24 protein-coding genes are annotated in these 23,668 nt (G+C 63.7%); 8 read left to right on the top strand and 16 right to left on the bottom strand.

Features of this window, described 5'->3' with window-relative positions; translation table 11 throughout:
- Positions 1-8 precede the first annotated feature (8 nt).
- A complete protein-coding gene (locus RLO07_RS09200; RefSeq protein ID WP_462291834.1) occupies positions 9-1,403 on the bottom strand; it encodes a DUF2868 domain-containing protein in 1,395 nt (464 codons plus the stop codon).
- 78 nt (positions 1,404-1,481) lie between these two features.
- On the opposite strand from RLO07_RS09200, the gene RLO07_RS09195 reads away from it, so the two are divergent.
- Positions 1,482-2,357, top strand: a complete 876-nt coding sequence (locus RLO07_RS09195; RefSeq protein WP_462291833.1) for a helix-turn-helix transcriptional regulator — start codon at positions 1,482-1,484, stop codon at positions 2,355-2,357.
- A gap of 31 nt (positions 2,358-2,388) precedes the next feature.
- Positions 2,389-2,973 (top strand): hypothetical protein, encoded by a 585-nt coding sequence (locus tag RLO07_RS09190; RefSeq protein ID WP_462291832.1) that lies wholly within the window; start codon positions 2,389-2,391, stop codon positions 2,971-2,973.
- On the opposite strand, the gene RLO07_RS09185 is transcribed toward RLO07_RS09190, so the two are convergent.
- The 3 genes from RLO07_RS09185 to RLO07_RS09175 are packed head-to-tail and all read right to left on the bottom strand — an operon-like array spanning position 2,954 to position 6,066.
- Complete coding sequence (locus tag RLO07_RS09185; RefSeq protein WP_462291831.1) at positions 2,954-3,934, bottom strand: NAD(P)H-quinone oxidoreductase; 981 nt, start codon at positions 3,932-3,934, stop codon at positions 2,954-2,956. The two genes, RLO07_RS09190 and RLO07_RS09185, sit on opposite strands and share 20 nt — an antisense overlap.
- A gap of 17 nt (positions 3,935-3,951) precedes the next feature.
- Positions 3,952-4,695: a slipin family protein gene (locus RLO07_RS09180; protein ID WP_462291830.1), complete on the bottom strand. Its 744-nt coding sequence runs from the start codon at positions 4,693-4,695 to the stop codon at positions 3,952-3,954.
- A gap of 6 nt (positions 4,696-4,701) precedes the next feature.
- A complete protein-coding gene (locus tag RLO07_RS09175) occupies positions 4,702-6,066 on the bottom strand; it encodes an NfeD family protein (protein WP_462291829.1) in 1,365 nt (454 codons plus the stop codon).
- 68 nt (positions 6,067-6,134) lie between these two features.
- Here RLO07_RS09175 and RLO07_RS09170 point away from each other — a divergent pair, with 68 nt between their 5' ends.
- On the top strand, positions 6,135-6,770 hold the full coding sequence (locus RLO07_RS09170; protein WP_462291828.1) for a Tll0287-like domain-containing protein: 636 nt from the start codon (positions 6,135-6,137) through the stop codon (positions 6,768-6,770).
- On the opposite strand, the gene RLO07_RS09165 is transcribed toward RLO07_RS09170, so the two are convergent.
- Positions 6,748-7,629 (bottom strand): mechanosensitive ion channel family protein, encoded by an 882-nt coding sequence (locus tag RLO07_RS09165; protein ID WP_462291827.1) that lies wholly within the window; start codon positions 7,627-7,629, stop codon positions 6,748-6,750. The genes RLO07_RS09170 and RLO07_RS09165 overlap by 23 nt on opposite strands.
- 29 nt (positions 7,630-7,658) lie before the next feature.
- Here RLO07_RS09165 and RLO07_RS09160 point away from each other — a divergent pair, with 29 nt between their 5' ends.
- The 3 genes from RLO07_RS09160 (at position 7,659) to RLO07_RS09150 (ending at position 11,789) form a co-directional block, all read left to right on the top strand.
- Positions 7,659-8,627, top strand: a complete 969-nt coding sequence (locus RLO07_RS09160) for a magnesium transporter CorA family protein (protein WP_462291826.1) — start codon at positions 7,659-7,661, stop codon at positions 8,625-8,627.
- Positions 8,628-8,707: 80 nt separating this feature from the next.
- Positions 8,708-10,315, top strand: coding sequence for a WS/DGAT/MGAT family O-acyltransferase (locus RLO07_RS09155; protein ID WP_462291825.1), 1,608 nt, complete (start codon positions 8,708-8,710; stop codon positions 10,313-10,315).
- A gap of 10 nt (positions 10,316-10,325) precedes the next feature.
- Positions 10,326-11,789 carry a helicase HerA-like domain-containing protein gene (locus RLO07_RS09150; RefSeq protein ID WP_462291824.1) on the top strand — a complete coding sequence of 488 codons (1,464 nt, stop codon included), beginning with the start codon at positions 10,326-10,328 and terminating at the stop codon, positions 11,787-11,789.
- A 3-nt stretch (positions 11,790-11,792) separates the two neighbouring features.
- On the opposite strand, the gene RLO07_RS09145 is transcribed toward RLO07_RS09150, so the two are convergent.
- Positions 11,793-12,818 (bottom strand): zinc-dependent alcohol dehydrogenase family protein, encoded by a 1,026-nt coding sequence (locus RLO07_RS09145; protein ID WP_462291823.1) that lies wholly within the window; start codon positions 12,816-12,818, stop codon positions 11,793-11,795.
- A gap of 176 nt (positions 12,819-12,994) precedes the next feature.
- Between RLO07_RS09145 and msrB the strand changes: the two genes are divergently transcribed.
- Positions 12,995-14,173, top strand: a complete 1,179-nt coding sequence (gene msrB / locus RLO07_RS09140; protein ID WP_462291822.1) for a peptide-methionine (R)-S-oxide reductase MsrB — start codon at positions 12,995-12,997, stop codon at positions 14,171-14,173.
- A gap of 82 nt (positions 14,174-14,255) precedes the next feature.
- Positions 14,256-15,053 (top strand): transglutaminase-like domain-containing protein, encoded by a 798-nt coding sequence (locus RLO07_RS09135; protein ID WP_462291821.1) that lies wholly within the window; start codon positions 14,256-14,258, stop codon positions 15,051-15,053.
- Between the two features lie 14 nt (positions 15,054-15,067).
- Here the strand turns inward: RLO07_RS09135 and RLO07_RS09130 are convergent, their stop codons facing one another.
- The 10 genes from RLO07_RS09130 to RLO07_RS09085 all read right to left on the bottom strand — a co-directional run bounded on the left by RLO07_RS09130 (position 15,068) and on the right by RLO07_RS09085 (position 23,626).
- The gene (locus RLO07_RS09130) at positions 15,068-15,793 is read right to left on the bottom strand and encodes a hypothetical protein (protein ID WP_462291820.1); all 726 of its coding nucleotides are present in this window, start codon (positions 15,791-15,793) and stop codon (positions 15,068-15,070) included.
- Positions 15,777-16,565: an FTR1 family protein gene (locus RLO07_RS09125; protein ID WP_462291819.1), complete on the bottom strand. Its 789-nt coding sequence runs from the start codon at positions 16,563-16,565 to the stop codon at positions 15,777-15,779. The genes RLO07_RS09130 and RLO07_RS09125 overlap by 17 nt, the downstream gene beginning before the upstream one ends.
- 9 nt (positions 16,566-16,574) lie before the next feature.
- A complete protein-coding gene (locus tag RLO07_RS09120) occupies positions 16,575-16,907 on the bottom strand; it encodes a cupredoxin domain-containing protein (RefSeq protein WP_462291818.1) in 333 nt (110 codons plus the stop codon).
- Positions 16,900-18,219, bottom strand: coding sequence for a sensor histidine kinase (locus RLO07_RS09115; RefSeq protein WP_462291817.1), 1,320 nt, complete (start codon positions 18,217-18,219; stop codon positions 16,900-16,902). The genes RLO07_RS09120 and RLO07_RS09115 overlap by 8 nt, the downstream gene beginning before the upstream one ends.
- Positions 18,216-18,878: a response regulator gene (locus tag RLO07_RS09110; protein ID WP_462291816.1), complete on the bottom strand. Its 663-nt coding sequence runs from the start codon at positions 18,876-18,878 to the stop codon at positions 18,216-18,218. Before RLO07_RS09110 ends, RLO07_RS09115 begins: the two co-directional genes overlap by 4 nt.
- Before the next feature lie 9 nt (positions 18,879-18,887).
- Positions 18,888-19,685: an SDR family oxidoreductase gene (locus RLO07_RS09105; RefSeq protein ID WP_462291815.1), complete on the bottom strand. Its 798-nt coding sequence runs from the start codon at positions 19,683-19,685 to the stop codon at positions 18,888-18,890.
- A gap of 9 nt (positions 19,686-19,694) precedes the next feature.
- The gene (locus tag RLO07_RS09100; protein WP_462291814.1) at positions 19,695-20,387 is read right to left on the bottom strand and encodes a TenA family transcriptional regulator; all 693 of its coding nucleotides are present in this window, start codon (positions 20,385-20,387) and stop codon (positions 19,695-19,697) included.
- Positions 20,384-21,880: an AMP-binding protein gene (locus RLO07_RS09095; RefSeq protein ID WP_462291813.1), complete on the bottom strand. Its 1,497-nt coding sequence runs from the start codon at positions 21,878-21,880 to the stop codon at positions 20,384-20,386. The genes RLO07_RS09100 and RLO07_RS09095 overlap by 4 nt, the downstream gene beginning before the upstream one ends.
- Entirely contained in the window at positions 21,877-22,590 is a 714-nt protein-coding gene (locus tag RLO07_RS09090; RefSeq protein ID WP_462291812.1) for a thermostable hemolysin, read from the bottom strand. The genes RLO07_RS09095 and RLO07_RS09090 overlap by 4 nt, the downstream gene beginning before the upstream one ends.
- An 85-nt stretch (positions 22,591-22,675) precedes the next feature.
- Positions 22,676-23,626, bottom strand: coding sequence for a DUF808 domain-containing protein (locus RLO07_RS09085; RefSeq protein ID WP_462291811.1), 951 nt, complete (start codon positions 23,624-23,626; stop codon positions 22,676-22,678).
- Positions 23,627-23,668: the final 42 nt, after the last annotated feature.

Raw genomic sequence — 23,668 nt, 5'->3', positions numbered from 1 at the left:
CCCGACCATCAGTGCTGCACCCGATTCAGCAACTGTACATCGACGCTGGCAAAGGGCAGCGCGCGCGCGAAGCTGCGCCAGTCTTCCACCTTGCGGTGGGGAATGGCCCTGCCCGGCAGCGGTGCCAGCAGGACGGTACAGCGCGGCACGCTGGCCAGGGGCTCCAGCAGGTCGCGCAGCTCTGCCAGCGGTGGCTCCCAGGCCTTAACTACCAGCAACAGTCGCTCGCTGGCCTGCACCGGGAGATCGGCCAGGCGGGCGAGGTCGTCCTGCAGCGCGGCGGCACCCACCAGTACGACCTGTGCGGGCGGTACCGCCATCAGTTCCTCAAAGTCAGCGGGACCGCCCGGGCCCAGGGCGCCGCCGTAGTCCAGTACCAGCAGGCTGGCGTCCGCCGCTGCCATTCCCAGAGGGGCCGGCTCCACATCCGGGGCTGTTGTGGTCGCACTTGCGGCACTCGCGCGAGTACGGACCAGCGGCGCCTGCATCCGCGCCAGCACCTGCTCGGCACCGGGGTAATGAAGAAAGCTGCGCACCAGCAGACGGCGGAAGAAAAACCGTGAAAGGCCCCACAAAAGCACACGAGGCAGCAGCGCATATACCAGCAGGCAAGCCCACAGGAAGGGCCACCAACCACGCATGCCCTCGATATCGCTGCGGTCGAGGGCTACCGTTGCCGGGTGAAAGCGGCTATTGGCCACCACCTCGGGCGGCACGGTGGCCAGCGGCAACCAGCTCGACCAGGGCAGCGCCAGGGTCTCGGCCAGACGCTGCACCAGACCGGCTCCCGGATTGAAAGTGGAGCCCCAGACAAAGCTGAATTCTCCCAGGGCGGGCACCAGCAGAAAAGCCAGCGCCGCACCCACGGTGAACAGGGCGCCCAATTCCTGGCCATAGCGCAGGAACAGCATCCGCAGCACCGGCTGCGCTTCCCGCAGGGTGCGCCGATCCGGCAGGCTGCGTTGCACGATCCAGCGCCCGGGATGCAGCGGCAGCGCCATGGGCACATGGCCGCGGACAGTGCGCCACATCATCACCGCGGCGAGCAAACTGAGCAAAAACTGCAACAGGACAAATACCGCGAGAAACAGGAATACGTTCACCAGGGCGCGTTCACTGCCCAGCAGGAAGCCCGCCATGGCGGCAAAGCCAGCCAGTAGCGCCAACAGGCGCGCCAGCAGTGCCGCCGACGCCTCTGACAGTGGCTGCATGACCGTGGTCTCAACCGCCGGAGACACGGTATCCAGCCAGTGCAGCAGGCGCGGCAGCGGCGCAGCCTCGGACTGGCCGGCCCCCGCAGCCCGATCCCGCTCCCGCAGCACGGGCACGGGCTGTTCCCGATCCTGTTCCAGCTGTCCTGCCAACCGGTACAGGTCCCCCAGGTTGGGCCTGCTCTGAGTCATTGCGGTTTGCTCTATATTCGCGGGCGACATGTCGGTGTACGATACAGGCATTCTGTCGGCATGGGGAGCTGCAACCGCGTGATCACCGCCAACCACGGCAAGTGGCCCATCCGCTGGGACCTGCTGGTTCGCTACCGCTTCATCGAGACCATCGTCCTCTGGGAGGGGCGCCTCACCACCCGCCATCTCTGCGAAACCTTCGGCATCGGCCGGCAGCAGGCCAGCAAGGACATCAACCGCTATATCCGTCAAATTGGTCCCGGCAATCTGCTCTACGACACATCCCTCAAGGGCTATACACCCACTGCTGCTTTTACACCGCAGGTCACCCAGGGCGTTGCGGACGAGTACCTGCACCTGATGGCACGCAACAACGAGCTGTCCAACGTGTTTGAGTCACTGGCCCTGAATGTGGCCAACGTGGAAGTGCTGACCGTACCACTGCGTGATGTGAGGCCGGAGGTGCTGCGCCCGATCATGCAGGCCGCCAGGCAGCAAAAGCGGCTGGAGGTGGACTATGTATCCATCCAGCACCCCGACCGGGAGGGCCGTATCATCGTCCCCCATACCCTGGTCTATACCGGCCTGCGCTGGCACGTGCGCGCCTGGTGCGAAAAAAACCAGGAGTACCGTGATTTTGTCTTGAGCCGGTTTCGCGACATACCCGAGATTCTCGACGACTCCGAGCGCGGCATTGCGGGCGACAGCGAGTGGAATGCCCGGGTGACCATCTGCATCACCCCAGATCCGCGCCTGCGCGAAGATCAGCGCCAGGTGGTGGAAACCGATTACGGCATGCGGAATGGGGCACTGACACTGACAGTACGCGGCAAGCTTGTGCCCTATGCACTCAAGTTGTTGCATATCGACCCCGATGCGGCGCAGGATGACCCCATGGCGCAGCAAATCGTGGTGGCAAACCGCGCCGAACTGGTGCCCTGGCTATTTGGCTGAACGAAAACAACAACTCTAGGGAGCAAGCGTCATGGGCAGGTTTTTTACACTCATTGCATGGATCATGGTCATTCCGGTACTGCTGGTCAGCAATCTGCTGACGCTGATTTCGAGCAATACCAATGCCGCGCTCTCGGGATGGCTGGAGGGGGCGGGCATCAGCACGGTCCATGGCCAAATGCTGGAAAGCCACCGGGAACAGGCCCAACAGTTGGCACTGGCGCAGGCCCGCAACGCGGAGGTCGGCGCCAGGATACAGGCTACCGGCACGGCCATTCGCCAGCGCACCATGCAGAGTGCTGCGGCCAACGTCGGCTCACTGCCGGCCGGGGCAGTGCCCTACCTGGGCTGGGCCGTGGTGGTGGGGGTCACGGGCTACGAGATGATGCTGGCCTGCGAGAACCTGCGGGACCTCGACGCGCTGTATACCGATTTCGGTATTGAAGGTGGCACCAGCGCCGAAGCCAGGGCGTTCATCTGCGACCCGGATCTGCGCAGCTTCGCCGACGCCTATGAGCGAATCCCTGATTCCCTGGCGGCGGAATACGCGGAATTCCAGGCCTGGGCCAAGGCCACCGAAAGCGGGCTGCCGCCGGCTATTGAACCTGGAGGATAATCTTGCCGATATGGCGGCTGCTCTCCATCAGTTCATGGGCCGCACTCGCCTCCGTCAAAGGGAAAGTGGCGGCAATCACGGGTTTGAAGCTGCCCTGTTGCAGCAGTGGCCAAACCCGCTCGCGCAGGCTGGCCGCAATCGCCGCCTTGGCCTCTGCCGACTGCGGCCGCAGGGTTGACGCCGTCAGGGTCAGGCGTTTCAGCAACACCGGCACAAAATTGATCGTGGCCTCGAACCCGCCCTGATAGGCGATGTTGACAATCCGGCCGTCGACGGCCGCGAGTTGGATATTGCGGTTGATATAGTCGCCGCCCACCATGTCCAGGATAACGTCCACGCCGGCGCCCCCGGTAACCGCATCGAGCACCTCGCGGAAATCCTCCTCCCTGTAGTTGACTGCACGGGATGCGCCCAACTCCACGCAGGCCGTGCACTTCGCCTCGCTGCCAGCGGTGGCGTAGACCGTGGCCCCCAGCGCGGAGGCGATCTGAATGGCCGTGGTGCCGATACCTGAACTGCCGCCGTGCACCAGCAGGCTTTCCCCTGGCTGCAGGCGACCGCGATCAAACACATTGGTCCAGACCGTAAAGCAGGTTTCCGGCAGGCCCGCGGCCGCCACCAGGTCCAGATTATCCGGTACTGGCAGGCATTGGCCCGCGGGCGCGGTAACGTACTCGGCGTAGCCCCCACCGCTGGTCAGGGCGCAGACCCGGTCGCCGACCTGCCAGCCGGAGACGCCTGCGCCCACTGCCGCCACGACACCTGCAACTTCCAGCCCCGGCAGATCCGAGGCGCCGGGAGGAGCCGGGTACAGGCCGCGGCGCTGCATGACATCGGGCCGGTTGACCCCGGCGGCAACCACTTCGATCAAGAGCTCTCCAGCGCCCGCGCCGGGCGCCTCGCGCTCCACCAGGGTGAGCACCTCGGGGCCTCCGGGCTGGCTGATTTCAATACACTGCATAGAGTCTCTCGTCACGCTCAGGTGAACTTTTTCATGATATCCACCGGCAAGGGGAAGACGATGGTGGAACTCTTGTCGCCGGCAATTTCCACCAGAGTCTGCAAATAGCGCAGCTGGATCGCGGACTCTTCGGTAGCCAGCATCTTGGCCGCTTCCGCCAGTTTTTCCGCCGCCTCGGATTCACCCATGGCGTGGATGACCTTGGCGCGACGCTCGCGTTCGGCCTCTGCCTGCTTGGCGATCGCGCGCACCATGGACTCGTTCAGGTCTACGTGCTTGATCTCCACATTGGCGACCTTGATACCCCAGGCTTCGGTCTGCTTGTCGAGAATGTCCTGGATATCGTCGTTGAGGCGATCGCGCTCGGCCAGCATGTCATCGAGATCGTGCTGACCCAGTACCGAGCGCAGGGTGGTCTGGGACAGCTGGCTGGTGGCCTCCAGGTAGTTCTCGACCTGGATGATCGCCCGCTCGGGATCAATCACGCGGAAGTAGATAACGGCGTTGACCTGCACCGAGACATTGTCCCGGGAGATAACGTCCTGGGTCGGCACATCCATCACCAGGGTACGCAAGTCCACCCGCACCATCTGCTGCAGCACGGGGATGATGATGATCAGACCCGGCCCCTTGACCCGGTAGAAACGACCGAGCATGAAAATCACACCGCGCTCATACTCCCGCAGCACCCGGAACATGGACAGCAACAGGGCGATAACCAGCACCAGCAGGACACCGCCAAACGTTTGCAGCTCGAACATTCTCATCTACTCCCTGGCGGTTGCGACCGCCTGTTTGCGCACGACGGCGGTAAGACCGTCGATTGCGGTTACTGTGACCGGGTCGTTGGCCGCCAGCGGTTCGTCGCTGCGCGCGTGCCAGATCTCGCCGTCCAGCCAGACCCAGGCGTCCCGGCCTTCTACCCGACTGACTGTGGTCGTGGCGCCCAGCAGATGCTCGACACCGGACACCACCGCCCGCTTGCGTGCCCGCAGGATCATGCCCAGGGCAAAGACCAGCAGACCGGCACTGAAGACGGTCACCGCGACAATCATCGGCATGGCCAGCTGGAAGGCCGGCAGGTTGGTATCCATGAGCATCACCGAACCGGTGACGAAAGCCGCCACACCGCCCAGCCCAAGGATGCCAAAACTGGGGGCCAGGGCCTCCGCCGCCATCAGGGCGATGCCCAACAGGATAAGACCCACACCGGCGTAGCTGATGGGCAGCATCTGCAGGGCATACAGGGCGACCAGCAGGCTGATTGCGCCGACAATGCCGGGCAGGCCGATGCCGGGATTGTAGAACTCGATCACCAGGCCATAGATACCGACCAGCAGCAGGATATAGGCAATGTTGGGGTTGGTGATCACCGAGAGGAACTCGCTGCGCCAGTCCAGCGGCTGGTGCACCACGGGAACGCCCGCCGTGCGCAGGGTGACCGTTGTCTCGCCAACGGTGACCTGCCTCCCATCGAGCTGCGCCAGCAGCTCCGTGGTGCCAGCCGCCACCAGGTCGATCACCCCCGCTTCCAGGGCATCATCAGCCGAAAGGCTGACGCCCTCGCGCACTGCCTGTTCCGCCCAGTCGCCGTTGCGCCCGCGGAGCTGGGCCAGACTGCGGATATAGGCCACGGCATCATTGACGATCTTGCGCGCCATGGCACTGCCTGCGGCCGGTTCCGACCGACCGTCGCCCTCCGGCGACTCATCCGTTCCCTCCCCGGGACCGGGCATGCCTGGCAGGCTGGGTGTTCCCCCGATCTGCACCGGCGTAGCGGCGCCGAGGTTGGTGCCTGGGGCCATGGCGGCAATGTGGCTGGCGTAAAGCAGGTAGGTACCGGCGCTGGCGGCGCGCGCGCCGCTGGGGGCAACATGCGCGATCACCGGGACCGGTGACGCCAGAATGACCTTGATCATGTCGCGCATTGCGGTATCCAGGCCACCGGGCGTGTCGATCCGCAGAACCACCGCTGTGGCGCCCGCACCAACCGCCTTGTCCAGCGAGCGCAGCATGTGGTCAGCGCTGGCGGGACCTATTGCGCCCTCGATATCAACCGTCCACACCTCTGCCCGCGCCGGCCAGGCCAGCACCAGCAGCAACAGCAGCCAGCCGCAGGACAATTTGGTCATTACACTGTGCATTCCGCCACCCATGGCCGCAGTATAGTGCACTTGATCAACAGTTGCGGGAGAAAGACTTGCGCCAGATCATGGTCACGGCCTGCCTGGTGGCTATACTGGCGCCAACGCGTCGAAAGGATGACATCATGTACAGAGTACTGGCGATCGCACTGACGGTCACAACCACCCTGGCCTGTGCCGAGCCGCGGGATACCGGACGCGATATCGCTGCCGTGGAAGCCGAGGCGAAGGCACTGGTACAGCAGTTCGTGGGGCAACTCAAACCGCAGCTGCAACAGGCCATTGCCGAAGGCGGCCCCGGTCAGGCCACCGCTGTCTGCGCCAACATTGCCCCGGCCCTGATGGATGAGCTCAGCGCCAGTTCCGGCTGGAGCGTGCGCCGGGTGAGCCTGCAACCACGCAACACGGAGCGGGCAATACCCGACGCCTGGGAGCGGGAGGTGCTTGAGCGCCTCAGTGCGCAGCAGGCGGCGGGCACTCCGGCCCAGACGCTTGATTACGGGCGCAAGGTCGAGGGCCGGTACCGCTACATGCAGGCCCAGGGCGTCGAGCCGGTCTGCCTGATGTGCCACGGCACCGACCTGTCGGAACCGGTCCAGCAGGCTATTGCCGAGTACTACCCTGAAGACAGGGCCACAGGATACAGCCTCGGCGAGGTACGCGGCGCAATCAGTCTGACTGACCTGCGGTGACCCCCCGGTCCCGGACGATACGCAGCTGTCCGTCCAGGTGCACATCCCGCTGCGGGAACGCAATCACGATACCGTGCTCGCGGAACAGCTCGTCGATGCTGAATCTCAGGTCACTGCGGATCAATCTCAGGCCGCGCTCGGCTGTCGAGTGCAGCCAGACATTGAGCTCGAATTCCAGTGAACTGTCGCCAAAGTTGTCGAAGATCACCAGCGTCGGAGGTGTCTCCAGAACGTCCGGGTGCTCCTTCGCTGCGCGGTACATGAGTGACTCGGTCAGGCGCACATCCGAGCCATAGGCCACGCCGACGCGGATAGCCGTGCGTACCAGATCATCCACCAGGGTCCAGTTGGTGACCGTGGTCTCCAGCAGCTGGCTATTGGGAATCAGCAGGTGTACACCGTCGACGCGGCGGATGCGGGTGGAGCGGGTGTCGATGGACTCGACGGTACCGCGCACCTCCCCAAGCTCGAGAAAATCCCCAATCTTGATCGGCCGCTCCCACATCAATATCCAGCCGCTGATGAAGTTGTTGATGATGTTCTGTGCGCCAAAACCAAAACCGATGGCGACCGCACCCGAAACAAAGGCAAAAGCCGCCAGGGGCACACTCAGCAGATCCAGGGTGGAGATGACGACAATCACCAGGCCGAGGATCAGCCAGGCGCGCGAGACCAGCTGCACGACATTGACATCGACGCCGCGTTTGCCCAGTCGACGGCGCAAAAAACTGCTTGACCACAGCACCAGCATCACCCCGATCACGAGAAAAGCCAGAACCGTGAAGATCTGTACCAGACTGATGCTGATGTCGCCGAAAACGATTAGAGGCGTCTGCAGGATTCGGTTAAGCTGTTCCATGTAAAAATTCCCCGGGGAGACTGCGGCAGATGATCAGGACCAAATTGCTCTCGGCGCAGGGGCAGTACCGGCACGGTGATGCGGGCCTGATCGATCAGTGGCGAGAACAAGGCGACAGCATACTATGGCTGGACATCGAGGGGGAGCTCACAGCGGAGATCCAGGAGCTGCTGGTGTCCCTGAAGTGCGACCGCCTGGCCATCGCGGATTGCTCGCGGCTGCGTCACCCGCCCAAGGTCGAGGAATTTGATCACGATACCTTCATCCTGTTTCGCGGCATGAGCGGCATGGACGAGGAACTGAGCCTGCAGCCCATGCCGGTCGGCATGTGGATCAGTGAACGACTGCTGATCACCGCGCATCCCGGGCATGCAGTGAGCGTAGGCCATTTCTGGGACAGCGAGCAGGAGCAAAAGCTCCTGAAAACTCCCAACATCCTGGCCATGCGCATCCTGCACTACGTCGGTGGCCGCTATCTCGAAAAGCTGATGGAATTCGAGGACACCCTGGCGGGGCTGGAAGATGCACTGCTCGCCGACGAGACCGATACTGTGATGAAGGAGCTGGTGGTCTACCGCTCCCGCCTGCGCAAGTTGCTCCGGGTCTTCAGCTACCACCGGGCACTGGCGGAGCAGATCCTGCATGGGGGCACCGCGCACCTGGGTTCTGGCAAGGACCACACCCACCACGTCCGCCGGGACCTCTACGACCGCTGCGAACGGCTCTATACCTTGTGCCACATGTACTATGAAATCTGTGGCGACCTGGTGGAAAGCCATATTTCCATCACCTCGCACCACCTGAACAACACGATCAAGATCCTGACCATCATCACCGCGGTTTTCATCCCCATCACTTTCATCGCCGGACTGTATGGCATGAACTTCCAGTACATTCCCGAACTGCAATGGCACTACGGCTACTTTGCGGTGCTTGGCGTCATGCTTTTCCTGGTCATTGGCATGTTGCTCCTGTTCAGGAAAATCCGCTGGCTGTAGAATAGATCCGCCGGGGCTTCCCTCGCAGGGTTGTAAGGTCTATTGTTGCGGTGAATTTACAATAACAGGATTCAATAATAATGCGTCCAGTCAACCTCGCAGACGCCGGCTTCCTGATGATGGAAAAGCGCGAGACCCCCATGCATGTGGGCGGGCTACACCTGTTCAACTTCCCCAAGGGGGTGGACCAGCGCCAGTTCCTGCAGGAGGTACTCGCGGCACTGCGCGTGCAGGAAGAGTACCGGCGACCCTTTGGCGAATATGTGACCACCGGCCGGGCAGGACCGCTGCGGCTGTACTGGGAACAGGACAGTCACCTGGAGATCGACTATCACGTCCGCCACTCCGCGCTGCCCCAGCCGGGCAGGTACCGGGAATTGTTCATGCTGGTGTCGCGCCTGCACAGCACCCTGCTCGACCGCAATCGACCGCTGTGGGAGATTCACCTGATCGAGGGCCTGCAGGACAACCAGTTCGCGCTGTACAGCAAGATGCATCACGCGGCAGTGGATGGCGTCTCGGCCATGCACATGGTCAACGCCATGTATTCGCGGGACCCTCGCACCAGGGCAAAACACTCGCCCCTGTCTTTCGCCACCTACGAGGCCTACAAAAAACGGCAGCTGGGCGCAAAGGCGCCGCGGGTGGAACCCCGGGGCAAGGAACTCAAGAACGTGATGGAAGTGCTGCGCCAGCAATACGACACCACCGCCAACCTGGTCAGTGCCTTCCGCCAGTTCGGGGGCGCATTTTTCGGCCGCAGCGGCAATCTCTCCGTCCCCTGGCACCAGGTGCCGCACACCTCCATCAACACCAATGTTACCGGCGCGCGACGCTTCGTTGCCCAGTCCTTCGACTTTGGGCGGGTGCGAGAGGTGTGCAAGGCAACCGCTGCCACGGTCAACGATATTGTCCTGGCCATGTGCTCGGGCGCGCTGCGACGCTACCTCGCCAGCCAGAATGAGCGCCCGACCCATTCGCTGAAGGCCATGGCGCCGGTTTCCCTGCGCGAGGAAACCGACCTGGATTCGTCCAACGCAGTGGGGTTCATCACCGCCGACCTGGCAACCGACATCTTCGACCCGGAACAGCGTCTGCGCAAGATTCAGGCTTCCATGGCAGCGGGCAAGGACCTGCTCAGGAACATGACCGCCCGCGAGGCCAGCCTGTTCATGCAGGTGACCCAGGTCCCGGCCCTGTTGAGTTCGATACTGGGGCTGGCGGGCCATTTCCCCGCCTTCAGCACCGTGATCTCCAATGTCCCGGGGCCGCGGGAACAGCTGTACTGGAACGGTGCCAGCCTCGAGGGCATGTACCCGGCCTCCATTGTGTTCGATGGCTTCGCCATGAACATCACCCTGGTCAGTTACCGCAAGCAGCTGGACTTCGGGATTGTCGCCTGCCGCCGCTCCGTACCCCAGGTGCAGCGCATCATTGATTACCTGGAGGACGCCCTGCAGGAACTGGAGGAACTCGCGGGGCTGCGGCGTGCGGGTCCGGCCAAAAAGGTGGTTCGACGGCGCAAGGCACCTGCTGCCGCCAGGGCGAAAACGACCGCGCGCAAAACCACCGCAAGGGGCAAGACAAAAGCCGCGGCTCAAGCCGGGACAAAGGCCCCCGGGGTACGCAAGAAAGCCACCGCCGCAGTAAAACCAAAGCTGGCCGCTGCCGGCCCCGGAAAGAGATAGCATTCCCGCGATGACAGACACTATTCTCATCGGCGGCAACGCCGCCGGCCAGGTGTCGCTGCTACCGCGCTACGCCAACCGCCACGGCCTGATCGCGGGTGCGACGGGAACCGGCAAGACCGTCACTCTGCAGTGCCTGGCCGAAGGTTTTTCCGACCTCGGCGTCCCGGTGTTCATGGCCGATGTCAAAGGCGACATCTCCGGCATCAGCCAGGCCGGCACGCCCCACCCCAAGGTGGACGAGCGGGTGCAGTTCATCGGCATGGATGACTACCGGCAGCGCGGTTTTCCGGTGGCCTTCTGGGACCTGTTCGGCAAGCTGGGGACGCCGATACGCACCACCGTCACCGAAATGGGGCCGCAACTGCTGTCGCGCCTGCTGGACTTGAACGACACCCAGGAGGGTGTCATGACCGTGGTGTTCGAATTTGCCGACAGTGAGGGTCTGCTGCTGGTGGACCTCGCAGACCTGCGCACCACGCTCGAATACCTGGGTGAACACAGCGCCGAGCTGGGCCCGGGCTTTGGCGTCGCCAGGGCCTCGGTCAATGCCATACTGCGGCGCCTGCTGATGCTGGAACGCGAAGGCGGCCGGGTTTTTTTCGGCGAGCCATCGCTGGAGCTCAAGGACTTCATGCAGACCACCCGCGACGGCCGCGGGGTAATCAACCTGCTGGCGGCGGACACCCTGATCCAGAACCCCCGCGTATATTCCACCTTCCTGCTCTGGCTGCTGTCGGAACTGTTCGAGGAACTGCCGGAACTCGGTGACCCGGAGCAACCGATCCTGGTGTTTTTCTTCGACGAGGCACACCTGCTGTTTCGCGACGTACCCAAGGCGTTGCTGGAAAAAATCGAGCAGGTGGTGCGCCTGATCCGCTCCAAGGGCGTCGGCGTCTACTTCATCAGCCAGAGCCCCAGCGACATCCCCGACGCGGTACTGGCCCAGCTCGGCAACCGCATTCAGCACGCGCTACGCGCCTATACGCCGAAAGATCAGAAGGCGGTGCGGATTGCGGCCCAGTCTTTCCGCGAAAATCCCGAGCTGGACACCGTTACCGCCATCACTGAAATGGGCGTGGGCGAAGCGCTGGTGTCCACTCTGCAGGACAAGGGTGTGCCCTCGCCAGTGCAACGGGTACTGGTGCGACCGCCCAGCTCCCGCATGGGGCCGGCCAGCGCAGGGGAACGCGCCGCCATTCTCGCCCACGACCCCAACCAGCGCCTGTACCGGGACGCCGTGGACCCAAGATCAGCTCATGAAATCCTGCTGGAACGCACCGCCGCCCGCCAGGCAGCGAAGGACGAGGAGGTCCTGGCAAAGCGCGCCGGGACCGGCAACAAACGCACCAGCCGCCGCCAGAGTACCAGCGAAGCCTTCATCAAAAGCATGGCGCGCAGCCTCGGCTCCGCCGCCGGCAGCAGCCTGGGCAGGAAACTGTTCCGCGGCCTGCTGGGCTCGCTGTTGAAATAGCACCTAAACCAGCAGCACTGCAGCGCCAGTAAAGTTGCCCTGGCGCAAATCCGCCAGGGCCTGATTGGCGTCCTCCAGTGCGTAGGTGGTCACCTCGGTGCTTACCGGAATCGCGGCTGCCAGCGCCAGGAACTCTTCCCCATCCTCCCGGGTCAGGTTGGCCACGGAAGTCAGGGTTCGTTCCTGCCACAGCAGGTGATAGGGAAAGGACGGGATATCACTCATGTGAATACCGCCACTGACCACCGTGCCGCCGCGGTCAACATGCTCCAGGGCCGTCACCATGAGCTCGCCCGCGGGTGCAAACACCATCGCCGCGTCGAGCACCTCGGGGGGCGCGGTATTGCTGCTGCCCGCCCACACCGCCCCCAGCCTGCGGGCAAAGTCCTGGGCCTCGCGGTCCCCTTCACGGGTAAACGCATACACCTGCTGGCCGTGGTGGACCGCGACCTGGGTGATGATATGGGCAGCGGCGCCAAAGCCGTAAATGCCCAGCCTTTGCGGCCGGGCTCCCCCCGCCAGGCGCCAGGTGCGATAGCCGATCAGTCCGGCGCAGAGCAGGGGCGCAAGGGCCAGATCCTCTGCCGCTGCCGGCAGGGGAAAGCAGTAGCGGGCATCCGCGAGCGCATATTCGGCATAGCCTCCGTCCAGGGTATAGCCGGTAAAGCGCGCCTCCGGACACAGATTTTCCTGGCCCCGCAGGCAAAAGCGACAGCTGCCGTCGGTAGAGCCCAGCCAGGGCACGCCAACCCTGGCGCCCAGCTGAAACCGGTTTACGCCGGCGCCTGTCGCCACCACCTCCCCCACGATCTGGTGGCCTGGAATTACCGGCAGCAGCGGGTCGGGGAGTTCGCCATCGACCAGGTGCAGGTCGGTGCGGCAAACGCCACAGGCCCGTACCCGCAGCAGTACCTGGCCGTCATCGCGCAGCTCCGGCAGCGGGCGCTCCTGCAGCACCAGCGCCGTACCGGGACGCTCCAGCACCATCGCACGCATGCTGGCAGGCAATGTTGGCAGGGATACCGTCATGGCGCACTCCTTCCCACTGCAGGGCTGACCGACTCTACCGCGAATAACGGCAGCTGTACCCATGGTACGACCGAACTCCCGGGGCGCGCCACTGTCAGATAGTCCAGATATGCCGCTGCAGCGTATCCACAGGCACACATTAGCGTATCCACAGGCACACATTCAGGAGCAATATGATGGCAAAACGGGCGACAGCGCGCATGATTTCCGCCCTGGCAATGGCAGCCTGGCTGGCGATGGCCCTGGGGCCTGCGCACGCCGACTCCCGCTACGCCCCGGACCGGCCCGGACTGGCCGTGGCAACCTTTGCCGGTGGCTGTTTCTGGTGTGTGGAGCAGGGCTTCGAGAAGATCCCGGGCGTGATCGAAGCGGTCTCCGGCTACAGCGGCGGCCGTGAACAGAATCCGACCTACAAGGAGGTCGCAGGAGGGCGCACCGGCCACACCGAAGCCGTGCAGGTCTACTACGATCCGCAGCACATCACCTATGAAGGGCTGCTGGAGGGGTTCTGGCGTTTTATGGACCCCACCGATGCCGACGGCCAGTTCGTCGATCGCGGCCGCCAGTACCGCCCGGAAATCTTCTATCACAATGAGCAGCAGCGGAAGCTCGCGGAGGCCTCCCGGGCCGCCCTCGATGCTTCCGGCCGCTACGACAAGCCGGTTGTTATCGACATCACCCCGCTGACCACCTTCCACGAGGCGGAGGAGTACCACCAGGACTATTACAGGAAGAACCCGCTGCGCTACAAGCTCTATACCTTCAACTCGGGACGCTACCAGTTTATCGACCGGATCTGGGGCGATGACCAGACTGTTGATTTCACCCGTTTCGACCCGGAGAACGCCGCCATGAGCAGCATCGACAAAATCTCCCCGGCCACCACCGGCACGGGTTTTGACCCCGCCACATTCAGCCGCCCCGATGACGCCACCCTGCAACGGCAGCTCAGCAAGGAGCAATTCGAGGTGGCACGCAAGGACGGCACCGAACGCCCATTCAACAATCCCTACTGGGACGAAAAGCGGGAGGGCATCTACGTCGATATTGTCTCCGGGGAGCCCCTGTTCTCTTCCCGGGACAAGTTTGAATCAGGCACTGGCTGGCCCAGCTTTACCCGGCCCATCGATGCCTCCATGGTGACGGAGAAGACTGACCGCAAGTTTTTCATGACCCGCACCGAGGTCCGCAGTCGCTACGCCGATTCCCACCTGGGTCATGTATTCGACGACGGCCCAGCTCCGACCGGACTGCGCTATTGCATGAACTCCGCGGCCATGCGCTTCATTCCGCTGGAAGAAATGGAAGCCGCAGGCTACGGCGAGTACCTGGATGCGGTTGTCGCCACGCCCTGATTGCACAGCGTTGAAAACAGGGCGTAAATCCGGACGCGGTTTGTTACAGTGAGCTTTTGAACACTGACGCGGCGACTCCTGCATGTGGTTTCACACCAGCTGTGATCTCTCCTTCGAGATCATCGAACCGACCCCCTTCATGCTGATGCTGCGGCCCCGACGCGGCCCGCAGCAGTGGGTCGCCCAGGAAGAATACCGCCTCTCTCCCAGCGTGCCGGTGTCGGAGTTCACTGACGGCTACGGCAATTACTGCCAGCGCCTGATTGCCCCGCCGGGCGCATTCAGCATCCACGCTGCCGCAGAAGTGATGACCCTGGACCAGGTCGATGTCGCCCCCGGGGCACCCTGCGTTCCAGTGCAGGACCTTCCCGATTCAGTGCTCAGTTTCATTCTGCCCAGCCGGTATTGTGAGTCCGACCGTTTCTATAACATGGCCAGTGAAATCACCGCCGGGCAACTGCTGGGCTACGATCAGGTCGCGGCGATTGAAGACTGGCTGCGCCGCACCATCCGTTATCTGCCAGGCAGCAGCGAATACCCGGAGTCCGCTGTTGAGGTCAACCTGCGTCAGTCCGGAGTCTGTCGCGACCTGTCACACCTGGGCATTGCCCTGTGCCGCAGCCTCAGCATTCCCGCGCGCATGGTGGTGGGTTACCTGTACAACCTGGAACCCATGGACATGCACGCCTGGTTCGAGGCCTATGTCGGCGGGCGCTGGTACACCTTCGACGCAACCCAGGCCAAGCGCGAGCACGGTTATATTGTGGTCGGCTATGGCCGCGACGCTGCCGACGTCGCCATCTTCAACCAGTTCGGCGCCCCCGTGACCCAGACCGTGCATGACATTCGAATCGAGCGCAGCAACGGTTTGCTGCCGTAAACCGCAGCCCGGTGTCAGAATTCGTATTCCAGCAGGGCGCGAAAGCTGTAGTCGGACGTGGTGTGGTCCAGCCCCCAGACCACGCCGGCTTCCCAGCGCAGGGCCCGACGCTCGCCGATCCGGGTCATCCCCAGCAGCACCGGGCCCAGGGCCCGGGTATCCTCGCCAAGGTACAGCTCCAGGGCCGGCTCCAGCAGGGGTGAATGCCGGTAACGGGCCTGCAGTGCGGCCGTGGTTTCCAGCTCATCGGCGATATCATCGCCCCACTCGTAAACCAGACCCAGGTTCGCGGTGGCACTGAAGCGGCCCAACTCCCGCTCCAGCAGAAGCGTGGTGGCGTACTCCCAGATATCGTCGTCGCGGGCTTTTTCCAGTTCAAACAGAAGGCCGTAATCCAGCAGGTACTCCCCCTGCTCCGACATCTGCCACAGCACTTCCGCTTCCCAGGCCTGCAGTTGCAGGCTGCGGTCGGCACTGGCCTCGCCAATCAAGTAGATTTCCGCAAACACATATTCGCCAACGGCTCTGCCCAGTCCCAGCTTGTGGGTCTGGTGACGCGCCTCCCCGCTGGCCGGATCATCGCGCTGCTGTACTGCACGCCACTCCAGTTCCCACTCGAGTTGATTCACGTAGGGATGATAGATCTTGTCGATAACGCTGCCATCGGCATGACCCTGCAGAGGCAGGAGCAGCAGACAGCACAACGCCGCGCCCCATGCCGTTCTAGGCAGTTGTTTCACGAGACACCCTCCATTTCCAGCCCACCGCTACAGCCGCCACCGCGACCGCCAGGCTACCCCCATACAGCACCACCTGCAGTGCACCCGGCGTGGCCTCGTAGCCAAGCACCGCGTACAACAGTTCGCCGAGAAAAGACTGCTCACTGACGAGACCCGAGCTGTCCCACAGCGGCGCCTGGTGGGGCAGCCAGTCGACCTGCTCCAGCAGCATCGTGGCCTGCATGACCATGCCGGCTCCGATCAGGCCCAGCGCCACCAGACAGGCACGGCGCGAGGTCGCGGGTACCAGCGCCCGCAACGTCGCATAAACCAGTACACCGGCACTGAGCCCAATACCCGCGCCCAGCCCACTGCCCGCCCACACCGCCGTTGCCTGATCTCCCGCAGCCGCAAATGCCTGCACATAGATCTGGATTTCGGCGCACTCGCGCACTATCGCGAAAGTCACCGCGAGCGTCATGAAGCCAGCCAGTAGTCGCCGCTGGCCGGACAGGGGAAAGGCGGTACACAGGCACAGTATGGGCAATATCAGCAGAAACACCGCACCCTGCAGGCTGGCATTGGTAACTTCCTGTCCAGCCCCGTCCAGCGCCGCGGTCAGGGTGCCCAGTGATCTCGAATAGGCAAGCACGCACAGGCCAGACAGCGGCAGGGCGTACCAGAGCCAGTGGTTGCGCAGGCGCACATTGTGCGCCAGGGCGAGCAATACACTGACCAGCACCGCGGCTTCGAGCACTTCGCGCAACACCAGGATGACCGAACTAAGCAACATGCAGACGCCTCATTCCACCACCACCCGGCCCTGCGCAGTGCGGGGGTTGAATTCGCCAAAGAATGGATACACCCCGGGCGCCAGGGGGCCAATGAAAATATTGGCCTTGCTGCCCCCCATGATTACCTTTTCCCGGTTCAATTCGTAGCTTTCAAACTCCTCCGGCGTCGGATCCCGGTTGTAGACCACCAGCTTCACCTTGGTGTCGGCGGGAATCCGGATTTCCTCGGGATGGAACAGGTGATCGCGGATATCCAGCTCGATTACCGGTGTTTTCGCCATTGCTGGCACGCAGGCGAAAACCAGTGCCAGCAACAGGCAGAGCCGCCCCGGGCTACGCATGTGCCCCAACGCCGGCGGTAAATTCGATGGTCACCGCCAGCCCGCTGCCGAGCGGGCTGCCAGCGAGGCTGATGCGGGCGCCATGCAACTGCACGATATGTTGCACAATCGCCAGCCCGAGGCCAGCTCCCGCCACCCCGCCCTGGATCCGCTCACTTACCCGGTAGAAGCGCTCAAATACCCGCTCCCGCTCGCCCTCCGGTATGCCGGGGCCACTGTCCGCCACCTCAAGGACTACCCTGCCCCCACGCCGGCCGGCAAAGACCGCGATCTCACCGCCAGCGGGTGTGTACTTGCGGGCGTTGTCCAGCAGGTTGCGAAGCAGGATTTCCAGCATGGCTTCGTCCCCTTGCATGAGAACCGGTTCACCGGTCAGCGACAGGGACTGCCCGCGCGCTTCAAATACTGGCCAACAGTCCGCCGTCACCCGCTGCGCAAGTACATGCAGGTCCATACTGTGGAAGTTGGCCTTGATAAGCTCGGGCTGGGTGCGGGCGAGATCAAGTAGCTGCTCCACCAGATGCTGCATGCGTTCGACGCCAGCGTTGGCGTGGGCCAGGGCGCTGCTGCCCGGGCCGATCTCTCCCTCCAGGTTGTGCAGGTGGATCTTCAGCGCACTGATGGGAGTGCGCAATTCATGAGCGGCGTGGGAGGCAAAGTGTTTCTCCCGCTGCAGGGCCGCTGCCAGGCGCAACAGCAAACCGTTGGTGGACTCGATAACCTGGCGCAGCTCGGCCGGCGGTTCTGTGTACTGCAGCGGTGCCAGATCGTCGCTGGCCTTGCGATTGATCTGCCGGCTCAAATCGCGCAGCGGCGCCAGGCCCCAGCCCACCAGCACCCAGATCAACAGTGCCGCCACCGGCAGCCACAGCAGCAGGGGTGTGACCGATTCCAGGACCACGCTCTCCGCCAGCAGGTGGCGCACATCGGCGCGCTCGGCGACCATGCTCCAGCGGTTCTCTCCGCTGGCGACGGTAAGCGTGCGCCAGCGGTAGCCCCCAAAATTGACATAGCGATAACCATCGACAAACGGTGTCAGGGGGGTAATCGGTGCGCTGGCGGAGCGCAACAACAGCGTATCGCCATCCCAGACCTGAAACACGAACCCCTCGGCGCCGTCGACACTGGCGGGCATGGCGCTGCTGCCCGGATCGATACTGACGAGGATATCGCTGGCATAGCGCAACTGCGCGTCAAGCAGGACCTCGGCCTTGTCCATGCTGGCGCGGTAGCCATTGAGTGCCGCGACAAACGACACCAGCGTGAATGCGGCAACCAGCATGATGACCAGTGAGGTACGGATCGACTTCATCGTCGCGGCACGGTGTAGCCGATACCTCGCACAGTCTTGATGAAGTCCTCCGGCAACTTTTTCCGCAGGTGATGGATATGCACCTCCAGTGCGTTGCTGCTCACTTCCTCGCCCCAACTGTAGAGCCTGCCCTCCAGCGCCTCCCGGGTCAGGACCTTGCCGGTGCTCTCCATCAGGGCTTTCAGCAACATGTACTCGCGCCGCGGCAGCTCCAGCGGCTGTGCAGCGACAGTGACAGCGTGCGCAGCGGTATCCAGCTCAACGCTACCGACGTTGAGCCGACTGGTTGCGGCGGTGGCTGACAGGCGCCGCTCGATTACCCGCAGGCGGGCAGCCAGCTCCTTCATGTCAAAGGGCTTGGCCAGGTAATCGTCGGCACCGCGATCCAGGCCCTTGACCTTGTCCTCCGCACCATCGCGGGCGGTCAGCAGCAACACCGGCAGACCGCGGTTGGTCTCGCGCAGGTTCGCCAGCACCTGCAGTCCGTCAATATCCGGCAACCCCAGATCGAGGACCACCATATCCGGCACCTCGGCCCGCACAGCCGCGAGTGCCTGCTTCCCCGAGCCAACATGGTTGACCGCAAACCCCTCCCGGCTCAGGGCCGCCTGCAGGCCCGCCGCGAGGGAACTGTCATCTTCAACCAGGAGAATACGCATCGTCCGAGTTTACTCTCGCCCCCCGACGTCCGCCAGCGCATGGCGGCGCACCACCGGCAGCTGCCGCCGCAGCGCTTTGTCCACGAGGGCGGGAAAGAGGCTATTGAGCTTGATGAAGAAGCGCTCCGGCCAGCCGACAAAGCGCACGCCCTTGTGCCCGCGCAACAGAGCCAGCAGTTCACCGGCCACACGCTCCGGCGAATCCATGGCGGTCCCGAGTTCGACATTCATGGCCTGCACAGACTGGCTGTTCATCGCAGTGTTGGTCGCTCGCGGGGCCAGATACTGGACCTTGACTCCACTGTCCGCCAGTTCGCGCCGCAGTGCCTCGCTGAAGCCACGCAGGCCGAACTTGCTGCTGCTATAAGCGACGTTGCCCGCAAAACCGATACTGCCAAACGCGGAGCCGACATTGACAATGGTCCCACTGCGGGCTTTCAGTGCCGGCAGCAGACCGCGGACCAACAGCATCGGCAGCAGCAGGTTCAGTTCCAGCGTCTGGCGCAGTTCGGCCTCACTCCGCTCCTCGAACAGGCCGAAGACATTGGCGCCGGCATTGTTGATCAGGCCGTCGACGGACTCACCCGCCGCCACCATCAACGCCGCACGCCCTTCGGTGGTTGCCAGATCCGCTGCCAGTACCTGGTGCCCGCTGCCCGGCAGCCGGCCGCGCAGGGCCTCCAGGGCATCCTCACTGCGTGATACCAGCAGCAGCTGCACGCCGGCGCCCGCCAGCGCGGTGGCGAAAGCCTGGCCGATACCGCCCGCAGCGCCGGTCAGGATAAAACGCTTGCCCGCCAATTGCATGCCCAACTCCTAGGCCGCCAACTGCAGTGCCTGCTCGGCACTGACACTGCGGTATACATCCGCGTAGAGGTGATAAAACTGCCGCGCACAGTGCACAATCTGCCGCTGATCCTGCGGGCAGTCGATTCGATTCATCAGGTTCTCGAAGAACTGTACGTGCTCGATATCCAGGGCACCGTGCGAACGCAGGTAGGTGAACGCCTTGCCCGGCAAGCCGGTTGTGGCGGCAATGGCTTCGGCGGCACTGTCAGCCACCTTGATGGAGGTGCCCTCCAGCACATGGACCATGCCGAAAAAACCGACCGGATTGACGCGATCAATGATGTGGTAGGCATAGGCCACCATCAGCTCGGTTTCCCGGTTGGGCGTGCTCTGGCGCGCCTTGTCCGCATCGTAGCCACAGGCAGCGATGTCGTTGAGTATCCATTCCTGATGCCCGAGCTCTTCGTCGATGTATTCTGCCAGGGCCGTGCGCAGCCACTCCTTGTCACCGGGCATGCGGGCGCCGGCGGCCATCAGCAGGGGCACGGTATGTCGGACATGGTGGTAGGCCTGTACCAGAAACGCGACATAGCGCTCGGTACCGACCCGCCCGGCCAGGGCATCCTGCACCAGACTGGTATTGAGCAGTGCTTCACGTTCAGTCTGGGTACTGTCCTGCAACAGCTGGAAAAACCCGGTCGACGGTGTATTCATGGTCATAGGGCTCGAAACTCCTTGAGAGGGGGATAACACTGATCCACGGCGGCAGCAAAATGCACCGCTATGCGCTGGCGACGGGGGCGTCCGTTCGCCGTCAGCAAGTCATTGGCCGCCGACAACGGCTGTTGCAAGCGAATCCAGTCACGAATCCGGGCATAGTCCGGCAGACGCTCGTTGGCGGCAGTAATGGCCGCGGCAATGGCGCTGTCGCTACTGCCGGCATCTGCGGGGTAGACCAACGCGATGCACCAGGGCCGGTCGTCTCCCAGCACCACTGCCTGGCGCAGAAGCCCGTCCGCCAGCAACTCGCTTTCCACCCACTCCGGCGCAATGTTGCGGCCGAAACTGCTGATCAACAGGTGCTTGCGCCGACCCGAAATACTCAGATAGCCATCGCTGTCGATGCTGCCCAGGTCGCCAGTGGCGACCGGCCCAGACATCCAGCTGGCGGGGTCATCGAGATATCCCAGGAAGCGATTCCCTTCGACCCACAATTCCCCGTCGCGTTCCGTAACCCGTACATGGGGCAGCACGTGGCCGCTGCTACCCGGTCGGTCCAGACCGGGTGTATTCAGGCTCACCACCGACGCACATTCGGACAGGCCATAACCCTCGAAGACCGGCAACCCCGCGGCGCGAACCCGCTGCAGCAGGGCCGGTGCCACCCGGGCTCCACCCACTGCGACAAAACGCAGACTCGCCGGGGGCTGCCAACCGGCCCGCTGGGCCTGATCAAACAGCGCCAGGAACTGGGGGGTCAGGATCAGGGTCTGCGGCTGCCACTTTTCCAGCGCCCGCAGCAACTGCTGCGGATCCACCCCGGAGCTGCCCGCCAGGCCAGTCTCCGCAGACGGCGGCAGCACTACCGTGCCGTTCGCCAGCAGGGGCATGTAGACGCCGGCAATATTTTCCAGCAGGGTGCTCAGGGGCAACAGGGACAGATGTCGCGGCGCCCCCAAGCCAACCGCGGTTACCAGTGAAGCCGCCACCCTGAGACACTGCCCGGTGGACAGGCAGACGCCCTTGGGGGTACCAGTGGAACCGGAGGTAAAGGTGATCTTGGCGGTCTCCGCGGGGACTTGCCCGCGCCCGGTGACGGGCAGCCGATCCAGCAGCAGTCCCTGGCGCAGTACCAGCGGCTCGCCGCTGGCGGACGGCAGCTCCAGAGACGGACGCAGGCTACTGTCGCTGGCGATCGCATCCACGCCCGCCGCCTGCAACACATGGTCGCGCTGGGCGGGGCTGAAAAAGGTCGGCACGGGTACCAGGCAGATGCCGCAGCTCTGCGCCGCGAGATCGAGTCGCACCCAATCCGGGGAATTGTCCGCGAGCAGGGCCAGGCGCTCGATTCCCAGTGCACCCAGTTGCCGGCAAAGCGCCTCAACCTCATCCACCAGCTCCGCCGCGGTCGTGTCGGCAACACCGTCGCTGAGCACGATGTCGCGCGGGCTCTGTCGCGCCCGCTCGTGCAGCGCCAGCAGCAGGGCGTTCATGCACAGTGCTCGCGAATTGCGCTGGCCAGCACGGCAATCGAGGCCCGGTAGTCGCACAGAGTCTTTGCCAGCGCCGGCTGTGCCAGTACCTGCTGCCGGGTCAGCGCCATATCGCCCACCATGACCCTGGGGTCACCCTCGTAGTAGCGCCCCCAGCTTGCGGCCGCTGCGCCGAGGCATTCCGGCCTGGCGGGACCGATGGCCAGAGGCGTGAAACCACTGCGACGAATCGAGAGCCGCACCGCACGGTTGGCGGCAAAGATCAGGTAGCGGATGCCGGCATCGTGGATGGCGGCGGTGACCAGCAGGTACAACAGCGCCCCCTGGCCCGGGTGAGAGGCGGCGAGATTGCCCAGTTCCATGAGATTGCCGGGCAGGCAGCGTCCCCCATGCAGGGCGTCGACCTCCTCCAGGGCGGGACGTGCCAGATACTGCTCGCAAAACAGGGGGCCGTGGTTGGCGCTGCGCAGGCCCAGTGCAGCGGAGAAGTGTCCCCGCTGCTGCAAACTGCAGAGCAGGGGCAGAAACCCCAGCACCCGCGCATCCCAGGCCGCCTGGAATACGCTGGCAATGTACTGCTCCAGGCGCTCGCGCCGCGGGTGGATCTCGGGGCAGGCCTCGACCACCGGCAGCCCGGGGGTGGCCATGGCCGGGAGGGCCAGTCGAACGGCGCTGTTGCCGTTCTGCATCTCAATTGTCGTGGACTCCACCATCGTGCCTCATGCGACTGTTGATGGTGACCACTCTAACGACGCAAGCTTAGTGAAACCTTAAGCTTATCGATAACAATCAGCGTCAGTTGGCAACCTTCTGGCGCAGCAGGCCAAAGGCATGCACCAGCCCCAACGCCAGGCCCCCGGCGAGGACACCGAACAACAGCGCAAGCAGGGTCGGGGCGAGGGCCGCCGCCACAGAGCCTGGCAGCGGCAGTGTCGCCAGGCTGGCGGTCACAGCCTGGATTGCGGCGTCGACCGGTGCCAGCCCATGCACCAGGATTCCCCCTCCCACCATGAACATGGCGATGGTCCCGACGACTGCCAGCGTTTTCATCAGCCGCGGGGCAAACAGCAGCAAGCCACGACCCAGAGCGCGAACGGACGCCGCCACCAGGCCACGGCCCTCGCGCTCCACCAGATGCAGGCCGGCGTCGTCCAGCTTGACGATTAACGCCACCAGACCGTAAACGCCCACCGTGATCAGCAGTGCGATTCCCGCAACGACAGCAATCTTGCTGCCCAGTGCAGCGTCTGCAACTGTACCCAGGGTGATGACAATGATTTCTGCCGACAGGATAAAGTCCGTGCGGATCGCTCCACGAATTTTCTGCTGCTCAACCTTCACCAAATCCACCGCCGGGTCCGCCAGCTTCGCTCGCAATTCGCGCCGGTGCGCCGCCTTGTCCTCGGCAGAATCGAACAGGCTGTGAGCGACCTTTTCGAAACCTTCGTAACACAGGTACAGCCCCCCCAGCATGAGCACCAGGGGGATCAGGACCGGGGCGACCACGGAGACCAGCAGCGCGGCGGGCACCAGTATCAGTTTGTTGCGAAAGGACCCCTTGGCCACCGCCCACACAACTGCCAATTCCCGATCGGCACGGACACCGCTCACCTGATCAGCATTGACTGCGAGGTCATCGCCGAGCACGCCGGCAGTCTTGCGCAAGGCGACCTTGCTCATCGCGGCCACGTCATCAAGGATGGTGGCAATGTCGTCAAGCAGCGCTAGAAGGCTGGTACCGGCCATGATCATCGGATTCGAAAGTGAGGCCGACAGTGTATGCCAGCC

The organism is Haliea sp. (genome assembly GCF_040221975.1).
GTDB lineage: Bacteria > Pseudomonadota > Gammaproteobacteria > Pseudomonadales > Halieaceae > Haliea.
Note: the sequence above shows the minus strand (reverse complement) of the source record. Positions and strands in the feature narration are given on the sequence as shown.